Annotated in this window: 15 protein-coding genes; 6 read left to right on the forward strand and 9 right to left on the reverse strand. The window is 47.0% G+C overall.

Annotated features, from left to right (window positions below):
• Nucleotides 1-57: 57 nt before the first annotated feature.
• Entirely contained in the window at nt 58-792 is a 735-nt protein-coding gene (mtgA, locus tag DCW36_RS16275) for a monofunctional biosynthetic peptidoglycan transglycosylase (protein WP_114781327.1), read from the reverse strand.
• Nucleotides 793-995: 203 nt separating this feature from the next.
• Here mtgA and DCW36_RS16280 point away from each other — a divergent pair, with 203 nt between their 5' ends.
• On the forward strand, nt 996-2,222 hold the full coding sequence (locus tag DCW36_RS16280) for a metallophosphoesterase (protein WP_114781328.1): 1,227 nt from the start codon (nt 996-998) through the stop codon (nt 2,220-2,222).
• Between the two features lie 5 nt (nt 2,223-2,227).
• Here the strand turns inward: DCW36_RS16280 and DCW36_RS16285 are convergent, their stop codons facing one another.
• Entirely contained in the window at nt 2,228-3,139 is a 912-nt protein-coding gene (locus DCW36_RS16285; RefSeq protein ID WP_114781329.1) for a diacylglycerol/lipid kinase family protein, read from the reverse strand.
• Between the two features lie 146 nt (nt 3,140-3,285).
• Nucleotides 3,286-4,095, reverse strand: coding sequence for a M48 family metalloprotease (locus DCW36_RS16290; RefSeq protein ID WP_114781330.1), 810 nt, complete (start codon nt 4,093-4,095; stop codon nt 3,286-3,288).
• Between the two features lie 402 nt (nt 4,096-4,497).
• Between DCW36_RS16290 and DCW36_RS16295 the strand changes: the two genes are divergently transcribed.
• A complete protein-coding gene (locus DCW36_RS16295; RefSeq protein ID WP_114781331.1) occupies nt 4,498-4,695 on the forward strand; it encodes a hypothetical protein in 198 nt (65 codons plus the stop codon).
• An 87-nt stretch (nt 4,696-4,782) separates the two neighbouring features.
• Here the strand turns inward: DCW36_RS16295 and DCW36_RS16300 are convergent, their stop codons facing one another.
• A complete protein-coding gene (locus DCW36_RS16300) occupies nt 4,783-5,595 on the reverse strand; it encodes a murein L,D-transpeptidase catalytic domain family protein (RefSeq protein ID WP_114781332.1) in 813 nt (270 codons plus the stop codon).
• Nucleotides 5,596-5,847: 252 nt separating this feature from the next.
• Here DCW36_RS16300 and DCW36_RS16305 point away from each other — a divergent pair, with 252 nt between their 5' ends.
• Nucleotides 5,848-6,237: a hypothetical protein gene (locus DCW36_RS16305; RefSeq protein ID WP_114781350.1), complete on the forward strand. Its 390-nt coding sequence runs from the start codon at nt 5,848-5,850 to the stop codon at nt 6,235-6,237.
• A gap of 63 nt (nt 6,238-6,300) precedes the next feature.
• On the opposite strand, the gene DCW36_RS16310 is transcribed toward DCW36_RS16305, so the two are convergent.
• From DCW36_RS16310 to DCW36_RS16320, 3 genes are all read right to left on the reverse strand, one after another.
• A complete protein-coding gene (locus DCW36_RS16310) occupies nt 6,301-6,699 on the reverse strand; it encodes a hypothetical protein (protein WP_114781333.1) in 399 nt (132 codons plus the stop codon).
• A gap of 686 nt (nt 6,700-7,385) precedes the next feature.
• Entirely contained in the window at nt 7,386-7,844 is a 459-nt protein-coding gene (locus DCW36_RS16315) for a DUF4199 domain-containing protein (RefSeq protein ID WP_114781334.1), read from the reverse strand.
• A gap of 38 nt (nt 7,845-7,882) precedes the next feature.
• Complete coding sequence (locus DCW36_RS16320) at nt 7,883-8,353, reverse strand: DUF4199 domain-containing protein (protein WP_114781335.1); 471 nt, start codon at nt 8,351-8,353, stop codon at nt 7,883-7,885.
• A gap of 328 nt (nt 8,354-8,681) precedes the next feature.
• Between DCW36_RS16320 and DCW36_RS16325 the strand changes: the two genes are divergently transcribed.
• Both DCW36_RS16325 and DCW36_RS16330 read left to right on the forward strand, forming a co-directional pair.
• Nucleotides 8,682-10,307, forward strand: coding sequence for an ABC-F family ATP-binding cassette domain-containing protein (locus tag DCW36_RS16325; protein ID WP_114781336.1), 1,626 nt, complete (start codon nt 8,682-8,684; stop codon nt 10,305-10,307).
• Nucleotides 10,308-10,355: 48 nt separating this feature from the next.
• Nucleotides 10,356-11,033 carry a hypothetical protein gene (locus DCW36_RS16330; RefSeq protein WP_240676211.1) on the forward strand — a complete coding sequence of 226 codons (678 nt, stop codon included), beginning with the start codon at nt 10,356-10,358 and terminating at the stop codon, nt 11,031-11,033.
• Between the two features lie 84 nt (nt 11,034-11,117).
• Here DCW36_RS16330 and DCW36_RS16335 read toward each other — a convergent pair whose 3' ends face one another.
• Together DCW36_RS16335 and DCW36_RS16340 are read right to left on the reverse strand one after the other, a co-directional pair.
• Nucleotides 11,118-11,267 (reverse strand): lmo0937 family membrane protein, encoded by a 150-nt coding sequence (locus DCW36_RS16335; RefSeq protein ID WP_007660460.1) that lies wholly within the window; start codon nt 11,265-11,267, stop codon nt 11,118-11,120.
• 71 nt (nt 11,268-11,338) lie between these two features.
• Complete coding sequence (locus DCW36_RS16340) at nt 11,339-11,491, reverse strand: lmo0937 family membrane protein (RefSeq protein ID WP_112306669.1); 153 nt, start codon at nt 11,489-11,491, stop codon at nt 11,339-11,341.
• Nucleotides 11,492-11,929: 438 nt separating this feature from the next.
• Here DCW36_RS16340 and DCW36_RS16345 point away from each other — a divergent pair, with 438 nt between their 5' ends.
• Complete coding sequence (locus DCW36_RS16345; RefSeq protein ID WP_114781338.1) at nt 11,930-12,829, forward strand: 3-hydroxyacyl-CoA dehydrogenase family protein; 900 nt, start codon at nt 11,930-11,932, stop codon at nt 12,827-12,829.
• The last annotated feature ends 387 nt before the right edge of the window (nt 12,830-13,216 follow it).

The raw sequence follows: 13,216 nt of genomic DNA on the forward strand, positions 1-13,216 counted from the left end.
GCAGTGGCTGTGGTGGCAGGTGCAGCAGAATTTTTGGAGCTGGAAATCCCGTTACTTTTACTTCTCCTCCTCTTTCGGCAGGATCGGTTTGATATAGGTTGTACCTCCCAGGTAACCCATAGCCCGGGCAATGCGGGTACGGCGGCGGCGTACAAAAGACGACGGGTTTTGTGCTGAATACTTTAAAGGGTTAGGCAGCACCGCAGCCAGCAGGGCCGCCTGTTGCCGTTTCAGGTCTTTGGCTGGTTTCCTGAAATATTTTTGTGCAGCAGCCTCCACCCCAAACACACCGTCTCCCATTTCGGCTATGTTCAGGTACACCTCCAGTATGCGCTGTTTGCCCCAGAGCAGCTCGATCAAAAATGTAAAATAAGCTTCTACTGCTTTGCGCAGGTAGCTGCGGCCATGCCACAGAAACACGTTCTTGGCCACCTGCTGGCTGATCGTGCTGCCTCCTCTGATATTTTTCCCTTCCTGGTTACGCTTAAAGGCATCCCAGATTGCATCAAAATCGAAGCCGGAGTGCTGCAGAAAACGCTGGTCTTCTGAGGCAACCACAGCCAGGGGCAGCTGTTGCGACATTTCTTCCAGCGTTACAAACCTGTAATTTATCTGCGGGTTTTCTTTACCTGCCGTACCGGCCTCTGCCCGGCGCTGCATCATGTGCAGCGTAACCGGCGGGGCCACCCACCTGTATAACAGCACCCACAGCACACTCATCAGGAACAGGATCAGCACCAGTTTTAAAAAGATAAATTTGATGTGCCGGAACTCCAGCGGCTTCTTTTTCATCCGTCAGTACTACTTAAAGAAGTGCGAAGGTAAAGCATTTACAACATATTTCAAGCGCCAGCCGTGTAGTGTTACCGCATTTGAATAACACAAGCAGTTTTCCGCCGTAAGCCTAAAAAATAATTGTAATATTCAGAAGCAACAGCCGCCAGTGTTTCCGGTTTTCACCTGGTCTGGCAGCGCCCATGGCAAGGTATAAACGTATGTTCAACTATTTTTTAGCAACAGTGCCGCCGCTCATGCTTTCGTACCTCCTGTTCAGCTACTGGCAGGAACGGAAGTACCGGAAAAAGCCGTTTTATAAACTGGCTGATATTGGCTGGAAAAAAAACTGTCCGCCTGCCGATGCCGCTTTGCTGCACACCGTGGCCATGATCGGCGACCCGGGTGATGTGCGCACAGATGGCACGGACCCTGTACTGAAGCAGGTGGAGCAGTGGAAAGCAAACGCAGGGGCACATAGCACAGCGCTGTTCCTGGGAGATATCATCTATCCTGTCGGCCTGCCGCCTGAAGGACACTTGCACCATACCGCCGCTGTGCAGAAACTAAACACACTACTGCAAACCTTTCAAGATTTTCAGGGTCGCTGCATTTTCCTGAGCGGCAACCACGACTGGAACAAAGGGCGCAAAAATGGTTTTGAGCAGATGCTGCGACAGGAAAATTATGTGGTAAACTATACGCAGAACGAAGAAAGCTACCTGCCCCGCCATGGCTGCCCCGGCCCTGTTACGCTGCAACTGGAAGAAGGCCTGCTGTTACTCATCATTAACACACAGTGGTGGGTACACCGGGGCGAGAAGCCGATGGGCAGAAAGAATGGCTGCGACTACGACGATATTGAAGAGTTTTTTATAAGACTGAATGTTATTTTAAAGCAAAACAAGCACCAGCGCATTCTGGTAGCGGCCCATCACCCTTTGTACAGCAATGCGCTGCATGGCGGCAAGTTCACCATCAAGCAACATATTTTTCCGCTAACGGCCGCCCACAAACGTTTCCTGATCCCGCTGCCCATCATCGGGTCGCTCTACCCGTTCTTCCGGAAGTTTTTCGGGGCTTACGAAGACATGGCCCACCCCCGCTACAAGCACCTGCGCAAGCGCCTGCTCCGCATCCTGAACCGCTACAGCAACATTATTTACGTAGCGGGCCACGACCATAACCTGCAGCATTTCGAGATTCAGCACAACCATTATATTGTAAGCGGCTCCGGCAGCAAGCATTCGTTTGTGAAGAAGGGCGGGAAGGCTACTTTTACCCTGGAGCAGCTGGGCTTCTTTGTTTTCAATTATTACGACAACGGGCAGGTGTGGATGGAAGTACATGCAGTGGCCGCAGGCGCTGCTGTAGCTGCCGAGGGTGTGGTTTTCAGAAAAGAGCTGAAAAGCGTACTGCAGGAGCAAACTGACAAGGTAAAAGTTTAAAAGAGCTACTCCTCCTCCGGCACCGGCAGAATAACACGCAGGCTTCTTTTGTGCATCTGCACGTCTATTACTTTGCCTAATTCAACCGGCTCGCCGTCTACGTGGGCTACTTCGTTTTCGAGGTTATAAATCCTGGCCCTGGTACAGCTGATCCGGTGGGTATAAACGGAAGTATCGATGCTGTCGGTGTACAGTTTATAGAGAATGCCTATTCCTGCCGCTTTCGGAAAAGGCTCGATCAGGCACAGTTCAAACATGCCGTCGTTCAGGATACCATTCGGATTGATGGTGGCATTGCTGCCGAACGCATTGGCATTGGCAATGGTAACCATAAAGGCAGGTCCTGTATAACAGAGCGTATCGGTTTCGATGCGGTATTTTTTTGGTTCATAGGTAAGGTACTCCTGCAAGGCAATCCAGGCATAGGTTCCTGCTCCTCTTTTCTCGCCGTCGCAAAATTTGGTTACGACCAGCGCATTAAAGCCCAGGTCGCTCAGGTGGATGGAAGGATGCCCGTTCAGGGTTAAGGTATCGATGCTGTGCACTTCGTGCTTATACACCAGCTGCAGCGCCTCCTCGCTGTCCTGGGGTATGTTCAGGTCTTTAGACAAGCCGTTGCCGGAACCAAGCGGGATGATCCCTAAAGGTACCGTCGTACCGATCAGCAAGGAACCCACCAGGCTTACGGTACCATCGCCGCCCACCGCAAAAATGGCATCGTAGCGGTTCTTCTTCAGCAGCGCTGCGACCTGTTCTTCATCCCCCAGACCTGTTGTTTTATAGAATTCGTAGCTGATGCCGTGTTGCTGGCATACAAATGCAATTTCATCTTCCAGGTGCTCCTTATCGATATCTCCCGCGATAGGGTTAATCACAAACAGAATATACCGAAGCACATTCCCTTTTACTTTATCCATCCTGTATGTTGGTCCTAGTTTGACTGTTGGTTAAGTTCAGGAAAGCCTTAACCTGAACCTCAATTTTTTTCCTGTTCCAGCCTTTTTTACAGTTACCCTGTAGCCGTGACAGCAGTATGCAGGGCCTGTTACCGGCTATGGTTTTCTTACTGAATCAAGCCTGAAGGCAAGCCATCGGGATACTCCTGCTGGATAGCCTGCTCTATCTCAGCAATCCGGTTGCCCGGGTTAGGGTGCGTTTGCGCAAACTCCGGACCGCGAGCGCCGCCGCTTGCCTGTTCCAGTATACGCATAACTTCTATCATGGCACGCGGATCGTAGCCCGCTTCGCCGGTTAACCGCACCGCCAGCCTGTCCGACTCCAGTTCATCTTCACGGCCGTACTTCATGTTCACGAGTTTGGCAATCATGGCGGCAGCTATGGCTCCTGTCTGGCTGGCTGGGTTTTCAGGATCGTAGGTGGCAATGGCCGCCGCCCCGGTAAGCCCCTGCGATAACTTTGCTTTTGCCAGTTGCTCTGCCGAATGCCGGGCCACCACATGCCCGATTTCATGCCCCAGTACGCCTGCCAGCTGCGCCTCGGTGCTGAGCTTACTCAGCAAAGCTGCCGTAATAAAAATCTGTCCGCCCGGCAGTGCGAAAGCATTTACCGTCTGCTCATCGGCCAGCAGGTGGAACTCGTAGTTGTAGGGGGTTTCCCGTACTTTGGTGTTACGTACAAGGCGTTTTCCTATTTCCTTTACTTTTGCAGCAGCCTCCCTGTCCGGGTGCAATCCGCCATACTGCGATGCCATTTCAGGCGCGGCCTGTAAGCCTAGTGCAATTTCCTGTTCCACTGTTATGTCTACGTGCTGCATTTCGCCGGTAAACTCATTTTCCTGCCTGTTACACCAGTAAGTAACCAACGAAACAGCAGCAACAAGTAATGCTACAATAAACTTTATTATTCCTCTCATGGTGTGGCTCTGTTTTCTTTTTGTTTGAAGGGTTAATCAAATTTGTTTACGGATAACAAAAGCGGCAACAACCGTTACCGCTCTCACTTAAAAAAATAACGAAAGAATAACGGAAATTGCCTCTTACTCAAACTGCTTATCCGAGCCAGGCAAGTGTAAGGCAGCCTCGTCACCTGCATTTTACCCTGTGTGAACGTGAAATAAAGGCTGTGGTTGCAGCCGGCATTAAACGCAAAAAAAGGAAGCAGACGGCGTTTTGTGCAGGCAACAAAAGCTGGAGACGGCCGGAATACAAGGGGAAAATATTTACCGGCACACCTTTACCTTTTGTTCCGGATTCCGTAATACACGTTTATTGCAGGCGGTTCGTTACCTCCTGCTTAACATAAATGACTATTGACTATGAACTTGAAACGTACATTCGGTGCCTTGCTTACCATACTGGGTATTATCGGCATCATATGGGGTGCTTACGCTTTTGTAATGGGAGGAGACGGAGTTGCTGTAGGTAAATTTACAGCGGCTGTTCCTTTTATAGTAGGATTGATATTCCTGTTTTCAGGAATCCAGTTAGTTAAAACAACGAAAGATGAAACATAACGCAAATTGATTTTGCGAATAAAAAAGAGCCGCTTTTAACGTCATAGTTAAAAGCGGCTCTTTTTTTAGCTGCGCTGGCGATGCCTGCTAATTAGCAGCTAACATGGGAGCTTCCATAAAGTAGTCTTCCACAGCCAGTGCCGTATTCAGGTAATCTGATTTATAAGATTTGTCGGCTGTATGGATATACAGGCAGGTATTATCTTTTATCAGTTCAATGATTTCTTTCGATAACGCTTTTGGGACAGACGGGCATCCGAGGCTGCGGCCTAACCTGCCGTACTGCTTCACAAAGGCCTCGCTTACATAATCGGCCCCATGTACCACGATGGCACGGCTCATGGCATTGGAGTTAAAGTTTTTGTCCATTCCGTTCAGCCGCAGCGATAAGCCATGTTTGCCGAAGTAAGTCTGGTCGGTTACATAAAAGCCCATGCTGCTCATATAGGAGTTTGGCGCGTTCGAGAATTTTACCGCCCTGGCTTCGCCTGTATTCCTGCCATGGGCCACCAGGTTGTTAAATAAAACTTTCTTTGATTTCAGGTCGATGATCCACATGCGCTTTTTGCTGCTGGATTTTGTGAAATCGATCACCGTTAATACAGACTTGGAGGGAGAAAGCAGATTGCGCTGCTTAAAATTCTGGTAACCTATCAGTGCTTTCTGAAATACGTCGTAGGCGAGTCCTGCCTTCTGGAGCTTAGCTGCTGCGTAAATGTCCTGCACATAGCTATCGAACATCATTTGTTTTTCAGCAAACGTTACAGCGGCATCCGTGTTGGTTTCAGTCTTGCTGGATCCTGTGATCGCTTTGGAAACCACCGTAGCAGAATTGCTGGCTACAGGCGTTGAAAGTGAAATCAGGCAAAGGGCGAAAGAGGTTATTACTGTTTTAATCATCGGCTTTTGTAAATTTTGAGTTTGGCGCATCTTGAAAGGTAACAGGCCAGGAAGTAAGAATTGTTCCGGATATTTTAAAAAATTTAAAAAAATGCCCCTCAACAAGAAACCACCTGCACAAGTTCCATTTGCAGCGCTGCCTGCTCTAATGTAAAGATACACAAGGCAATGGCCCCTACAATATAAATCTTTTTCCTGAAATGTTTGTATGGGCAAAAGGCATTATGCACCTTTGAAAACAAAAATCATATTATGCGAAGAACTTACGTAAGCCTGCTCCTGCTACTGGGCGCCCTGGCTGTTGCCTGTTCCGAACCTGCCCGGATAGCAGGCTTTGACAGTGACCGCTGGAAAAGTGACCGGTATGCCTGTGAAAACAGCAGACAAGCCATGCAGTCCGACTTCGACGGTATCCGGAGAGAGTTGTATGGTTTAAAGGAACCGGATATAATTGATATACTGGGGAAGCCGGACGGGGAGCAGCTGATGGCTCGTGGCCAACGCATATTTTACTATTATATAGAACCAGGAAGCCAGTGCAACAGGAAAGGGGTATTATCGGAAGCCAACCGCGTGGAAGTACGGTTTAATGCACTAAGCAGGGTGAGTGAAATAACCTATGCCCGGCCCCTGGCAAAATAAAAGCCCGGCTCATACACTTACGTATGCCCGGGCTTTTAAAACAGGAAAAGAAATTTTACCAGGTTAGTTGTCCTGGTTAATACTAAAATATTTTTTTTCGTTTGGGCCTGCTAATTTTATAAACTGTTTTAACTGTTCCTCCGTCAGCACAGAGGATAAGACTTTAACAGAGTTGGTGTTTATTTCTTTGTAAGATTTTTCCAGTAAAGCAGGCTCTCCGGCATATTTTTCTTCCGCCTTCAGGATTTGCTGGAAACGCTTGTTGTTCACCAGCTCAACGGTTTCATACTGTTCCGGTGTCAGTTGCAGTTCCTGATGCATTTCTTTCGTAACCATCTCCGAACCGGTTAAATTCAGCTCCAGAACCATCTTATCCAGCACCCGGTCCGTAAACTCCAGGCTTTGCCCGTAACTGTTAAACGTTACGATAGATAGCGCAAAAAAAAGTTTAATGTGTTTCATTTCTATTCAGGCTTCCTCATTGCCCCCTTGCGTTTAAATTTAATCATTCAACGCAGCCGTGTTAAATATGTTTAGGTATTTAATATATTTTATTTTGCACCTATAACAGTTGTTGCATCCACTGGTAATTTTGTGGGATCTCAAATAATTTAAAGCAACCCCTGTTTCTGCATGACTAATACCTGTTAGGCTTGTAACATTATGCAATTATAAGGAAAATAAATAATATTTTGGAGCAATCGCTTAAATTGTATTTTCAAAAACATCGTAAAAAATTTTAAAACTATCTTTGTTTTATACTTATTCTAAGCTTATCATCCTGATCTGGTTGATTTACAGCTCCATTTCAGTAAAGAATAGTAACATTTGCAGATATAATTAAAAATATTTTTTTCGTTTTGACTCGAAAGCCGAAGCCCCTGCTTCGTTAACTCCACCATTTTGATCAGCAGCGGCTGTGGTGGGAGGTGCAGCAAACCGGAAGGCAGCTTATTCCGCTACCACCTATCGTTCAGGAACTTCTCTGGGGAAAAAGAAAGCGTTGGGCTGCTGTTAAAAAGTTGTCAGCTGCTGCCACCATAGCCACTGCTCCTGCCCTTGTGCGGCCCCGGAGAACGGAGCAGGAATAAAAAAGCCACAACCTGAAACAGGCTGTGGCAGCGTTTTTAAAACAATTAATTTACGAATCACGGACTTCCCGGCACCCGGTGGTCGGGCCGCTTGAAGTATTGCATGGCAATAAAGGATAAGATAAAACCGGAAATCAGGCCTTCCACGATCAGTACCATAAAAATGACGACACCAGGTGTTACCATCATACGCTCGCCAAAGTACTCGTTTGCCGTTAACACTTCCAGCAGATCATGATCGAAGGTCTTGATGTACACCACCATGAACGCTGCAAACAGCAGCGTGGCGACTGCCGCAGTAATAAACCCTACTCCTATTCCTCTGAAATAGCGGATATTCCCGTTTACAAACTTTTTATAGGAACGGATTGCAATGGCAACTCCTATTGCCATGATTACGCCATTAAAAAAACGTAGCTCCACTATTTCTTCCAGCCCGATAATCTTCATGAGCAGGAAATAAACAATTAAGGCAGCGGCTGTAAACAAGCCATATTTTATGCCTACTTTTTCCATAAGTCAGGGGTAAGGTTGGTTGGGGCGATATGCCGGTTTTATACTTTCTCAGGCAGGGTATGATCTGCCCGTTTAAACCATTGCATGGCAATAAAAGCCAGCCAGAAGCCAGGCCACGAACCATACACGATCGTCAGTACGAATATAGATAAGATAGAAATGCTTTCCGGGAAAAGCGCGCTTGCCTGCAGGTTTGCCAGGTAACTCGAGTCGAAAAAACTTAAATAAAATGCCAGAAAAAGAGCAAGTATGGTAGACGACACTACCCCGGTAGTGGCACCAATGGCCAGTCCCTGGAAATAATGAATAGAACCACCTCTGGCACGTTTAAAACTGGCAATAGCCACAATAATACCTATCACCAGAAACATACCGCTCAAAAAAGAAAGCTCCACCACATGGTGCAGACCCAACAGCCCCATCAGCAAAAAGTAAACGATGTGGGCCAGTCCGATAAATATTCCATATTTCAATGAAACCTTCTGATACGAAACATTTGAAGATGCCATATATTTCTATTTTTAATTTTAATTAATAAACCTTTACTAATGAACAGATTAACGCCTCTTTTGGTTAATAAGTCAGTAGCTGTGAAAAATCATACCCTAATCGGGTGCAGATTTGCTCAATATAACTAAAACAATATACTCGATTAATCGGCCCTGCGTTGTGATTTCACACATAAATTTTTAATTCGGAAGCAAAACAAGGCACAAAAACAGCTGCAAACGCGGCCCGGCCGGCTTGCTTAAACCTGTGGTTTAAAGCTGCTTTGCCTAAAGCCAATAATATTTTTGTACCTTTGCAATCGTAAATTTTCAAACACTAATTTTATATATGATCAGCACCAACAATGTCAGTTTGTCTTACGGTAAACGCACATTATTTGAAGATGTAACCATAAAATTTTTACCCGGCAACTGCTATGGCCTGATTGGCGCAAACGGTGCGGGTAAATCTACTTTCCTAAAAATATTATCAGGCGAAATAGAGCCTAATACCGGCTCCGTAGAAATTCCTGCCAACCAGCGTCTGGCTGTGTTAAAGCAGAACCACTTTGAATACGACGAGTACCCGGTGCTCCAGACGGTGATTATGGGTCACAAGCGCCTGTTCGACATCATGCAGGAAAAAGACGCCATTTATGCAAAGCCTGATTTTTCGGAGGCCGATGGCGAACGTGCGGCCGAACTCGAAGGAGAGTTTGCCGACCTGGAAGGCTGGAATGCCGAATACGAAGCAGCCGAATTGCTCAGCGGCCTTGGCATAACCGAAGACCAGCATTATGTGCTGATGAAAGACATGAGCGGCAGCGAGAAAGTGCGCGTACTCCTGGCGCAGGCCCTGTTCGGTAACCCCGACATTCTCCTGCTCGACGAACCTACCAACCACCTGGATGCCGAGTCGATTATGTGGCTCGAGAACTTCCTGGGCAATTTCCAGAATACGGTGATTGTGGTATCGCACGACCGCCACTTCCTCGACTCAGTGTGTACGCACGTAGCCGACATCGACTTTGGCAAAATACAGCTGTATGCCGGTAACTATTCGTTCTGGTACCAGTCGAGCCAACTGGCTGCCAAGCAACGCACCGATGCCAATAAAAGAACGGAAGACAAACGTAAGGAACTGGAAGAATTCATCCGCCGCTTCAGCGCCAACGCCTCCAAATCAAAACAGGCCACCTCGCGTCAGAAACTGCTCGATAAGCTCACGCTGGATGACATTAAACCTTCGTCGCGGAAGTACCCGTACATTGCTTTTAAACCGGAGCGTGAAGCCGGCAACCAGTTGCTAAGCGTAGAAAACCTGAGCAAGTCGGTAGACGGCAATACCCTTTTCAGCGATGTATCCTTTATGGTGAACAAAGGCGATAAAATAGCGATACTCGGACGGAATGACCTGGCTGCCTCTACCTTCTTTGAAATTATTGCAGGCGAGCAGCAACCGGATACCGGGTCCTACAACTGGGGCGTTACCACCAACACGGCTTTTTTCCCGAAAGACAACTCCGCTTATTTCGATACCGATCTGAACCTGGTAGACTGGCTGCGACAGTATTCCGTAGAAAAAGACGAAAGCTTTATCCGCGGGTTCCTGGGACGAATGTTGTTTTCAGGGGAAGAATCGCTGAAGAAAGCAAACGTGCTGTCGGGTGGCGAGAAAGTGCGCTGCATGTTCTCTAAAATGATGCTGCAGTCCGGCAACATACTGGTGCTCGACGAGCCAACCAACCACCTGGACCTGGAATCGATTACGGCACTGAACAATGCCCTCCGCGATTTTGAAGGTACGGTTCTGTTCTCGTCGCACGACTTACAGTTTGTGGATACGATTGCCAACCGCATTATCGAACTTACGCCAACCGGCATTATCGACCGTAGCATGTCTTACGAAGATTATCTTTCTGATGATTACATCAAGGAGCTTCGTAAAAAAATGTATGCCGGCGCTACCGTTTAATACACGATTCTCTTTCTGAAAGAAGGAAAAACACGTAAACTGATGCACATGCGTTACTACTGGGCTTTAAGTATACTGCTGCTGCTGGTGAGCAGTACCGCTTTCGGGCAGGTTGTTCCGGACACGGTGTACCGAAAACCTTCGCTTCCTACCGGTCCTCCGGGCGATGTACCGGCACAACCAATTCCACGTACGCAGCCCAGGCCACCAGTACTAACGCAGCCCCCGGTCAGTACCCAACAGGAAGATACAGTGGAGTATGAAGAAGAGGAAAAAGTGCCGATCCTGGACCGCTTATACTATGGCGGTGGCTTTGGCCTCCAGTTCGGGACATTTACCAATGTATCGCTTTCTCCCATCCTGGGCTATATGTTTAACGAAAAGCTTTGGGCGGGCGGTGGTATTATCTACGACTACCTGGGCGGACGCGGCGTCAGTTTGCAGAACTATGGCGGTAAAGCTTTTGCACAGTTTGTGCTGGTCGAGAACTTCCTGATGCATGCCGAGTACGACCTGGTAAATGTAGAAAACTTCAGGGGCAACAACCTGAACGATAAGTACCGGGAATTTGTCGGGATTCCGCTGGCGGGATTAGGTTACAGGCAACTTATCGGCACCCGGGCCAGTGCAGATTTCCTGGTGCTGTATAATTTTGAAACCTCGAGCTATTCCCTTTACTCCAACCCGGTTATCCGGTTTTCTTTCAACATCCCCTTCAGGAGGTAAGACTGTACATAAAAAAACTGTACATAAAAAAAGAGCGGGCTGCCGGTAAACCGGCAGCCCGCTCTTTTTTTATCCAAAATCTGTTTAGCCCCGTATCAGGCGCAGCAGCACCACGATAACGGCAATAACAAGTAAGATGTGAATTAATCCACCTACTGCGTCAGGGAATCCTAAGAAACCAATCAGCCAGAAGATCACAAGTACTACTGCTATAATATACAATAAATTTCCCATAGTTTTAATAATTTAGATTGAGTGTTATAAATTAAGCCTATTTAATGATTAACGAATAAAATCTTCTTTAGTTAAGCCCTGCGGATCAGGCGAAGCAGAACCGCAATAACTGCAATAACTAATAGAACATGAATGATTCCGCCAACGGCATCGGGAAATCCGAGGAAACCGATCAACCAGAAAATCACAAGTATTACTGCTATTATATACAATAGGTTTCCCATACGTTGTTTTGTTTAAGGTTAAATTGTTAAATAAAACCGGTTCTTGTAGAACCCTTCAGAACAACCGGGGTTCTTCAATCCGCCCAGTTGTATTTTTCTGTTTAATGCTTTCTACGCAGCTATATTATAAAAGATTTATATAGAGCGATTTTTTTTGAAGGGCAGCGACTGGAAAATATTAGCCAGGTTAACAATTCAGGTCCGCCAACCATAATAGATTATTGTAAATCAGCAGATTTATCGGCAACTGCTCCTTCATTTTTTTTCTTTTCAGAAATCCATGGCTTTTCGGCTTTTTACCCGCATCGCTGACTTAGCAAAAAACACCTCCTGTAATCAAATTGCACTTAACAAACATTTATATTTTATCATACCCGAACCGATTAAATGTTTAGATTTGTATAGATCTGGTTTTATCTTATCATACCTGGTTAACCTATGAAAAAAATAGCTGTAATTGGTTCTGGTACAATGGGTAACGGAATCGCACATGTGTTTGCACAGGCTGGTTTTGCGGTTGCTTTAATCGATATTTCCGAAGCAGCGCTCTCGAAGGCGCTCGCTACGATCGGCAAAAACCTCGACCGCATGCTGGCAAAAGGCAACCTGACGGAAGAACAGAAAGCGCAGACGCTGCAAAACATAACAACTTTTACCACGCTCGAAGAAGGTGTTCGCGCAGCAGAACTGGTTGTGGAGGCAGCTACAGAAAATGTTGAGCTTAAGCTGAAGCTATTCAAAGACCTCTCAGCTTTTACAAATCCGGACACTATCCTGGCCAGCAACACCTCTTCCATTTCTATTACCCGGATTGCAGCAGCAACCGACCGGCCGGAAAAAGTAATCGGCATGCATTTCATGAACCCGGTACCGGTTATGAAACTGGTGGAAGTTATCCGGGGCTACTCCACCTCTGATGAAACGACAAAACAGGTGCTGGACCTGGCGCGGCAGTTGGGCAAAATACCAACGGTGTGCAACGACTACCCTGGTTTCGTGGCAAACCGCATCCTGATGCCGATGCTGAACGAAGCGATTTATACCTTATATGAAGGTGTAGCCGGTGTAGAGGAAATAGATACGATTATGAAACTGGGAATGGCCCACCCGATGGGCCCCTTGCAGCTCGCCGACTTTATCGGGCTGGATGTGTGCCTCTCGATACTACAGGTGTTGCACGAAGGCTTTGGCAACCCCAAATACGCCCCCTGCCCCCTACTGGTAAACATGGTGCAGGCCGGGCACAAAGGCGTAAAAACAGGACAAGGCTTCTACTCCTGGACCCACGGCACCAAAGACCTGATCGTGGCAGAAAGATTTAGGAGTTTTAGAGTTTAGGAGTTTGAGAGTTTGAGAGTTTAGGAGGTAGAAAGGTAGAAAGGTAGAAAGGTAGAAAGGTAGAAAGGTAGAGAGGTAGTGACTTTGGTAGGGGTTGAACATTTTCAACCCTGTAACAGAAAGGTAGAAAGGTTGTGGTTCGTGCAAGAGACGCGATGCCCATGTCTCCTGCACGAACCACAAACCTAATCCTGAAAATTCTAAAATTCTGAAAATCCTGATTCAGACAAAGCAGCAGTGGCTATGGTGGCAGGAGCAGAAAGAAAGATTAAGGGTTGAAAATGTTCAACCCGAGGCTGTAAACGGAACTGTGTCAAAGCAAGAAAATAATTAACTTAGCTTAAGCACAGTCACCATGGAAAAGAAATTTGATTTTGAGGCTTTTGA

Source organism: Botryobacter ruber (assembly GCF_003347595.2).
Lineage (GTDB): Bacteria > Bacteroidota > Bacteroidia > Cytophagales > Hymenobacteraceae > Pontibacter > Pontibacter ruber_A.

Excerpts from the sequence above, each read along its gene's own strand:
- mtgA (WP_114781327.1), bottom strand. The coding sequence starts at position 792 with ATGAAAAAGAAGCCGCTGGAGTTCCGGCACATCAAATTTATCTTTTTA.
- DCW36_RS16280 (WP_114781328.1), top strand. The coding sequence starts at position 996 with ATGTTCAACTATTTTTTAGCAACAGTGCCGCCGCTCATGCTTTCGTAC.
- DCW36_RS16285 (WP_114781329.1), bottom strand. The coding sequence starts at position 3,139 with ATGGATAAAGTAAAAGGGAATGTGCTTCGGTATATTCTGTTTGTGATT.
- DCW36_RS16290 (WP_114781330.1), bottom strand. The coding sequence starts at position 4,095 with ATGAGAGGAATAATAAAGTTTATTGTAGCATTACTTGTTGCTGCTGTT.
- DCW36_RS16295 (WP_114781331.1), top strand. The coding sequence starts at position 4,498 with ATGAACTTGAAACGTACATTCGGTGCCTTGCTTACCATACTGGGTATT.
- DCW36_RS16300 (WP_114781332.1), bottom strand. The coding sequence starts at position 5,595 with ATGATTAAAACAGTAATAACCTCTTTCGCCCTTTGCCTGATTTCACTT.
- DCW36_RS16305 (WP_114781350.1), top strand. The coding sequence starts at position 5,848 with ATGCGAAGAACTTACGTAAGCCTGCTCCTGCTACTGGGCGCCCTGGCT.
- DCW36_RS16310 (WP_114781333.1), bottom strand. The coding sequence starts at position 6,699 with ATGAAACACATTAAACTTTTTTTTGCGCTATCTATCGTAACGTTTAAC.
- DCW36_RS16315 (WP_114781334.1), bottom strand. The coding sequence starts at position 7,844 with ATGGAAAAAGTAGGCATAAAATATGGCTTGTTTACAGCCGCTGCCTTA.
- DCW36_RS16320 (WP_114781335.1), bottom strand. The coding sequence starts at position 8,353 with ATGGCATCTTCAAATGTTTCGTATCAGAAGGTTTCATTGAAATATGGA.
- DCW36_RS16325 (WP_114781336.1), top strand. The coding sequence starts at position 8,682 with ATGATCAGCACCAACAATGTCAGTTTGTCTTACGGTAAACGCACATTA.
- DCW36_RS16330 (WP_240676211.1), top strand. The coding sequence starts at position 10,356 with ATGCGTTACTACTGGGCTTTAAGTATACTGCTGCTGCTGGTGAGCAGT.
- DCW36_RS16335 (WP_007660460.1), bottom strand. The coding sequence starts at position 11,267 with ATGGGAAATTTATTGTATATTATAGCAGTAGTACTTGTGATCTTCTGG.
- DCW36_RS16340 (WP_112306669.1), bottom strand. The coding sequence starts at position 11,491 with ATGGGAAACCTATTGTATATAATAGCAGTAATACTTGTGATTTTCTGG.
- DCW36_RS16345 (WP_114781338.1), top strand. The coding sequence starts at position 11,930 with ATGAAAAAAATAGCTGTAATTGGTTCTGGTACAATGGGTAACGGAATC.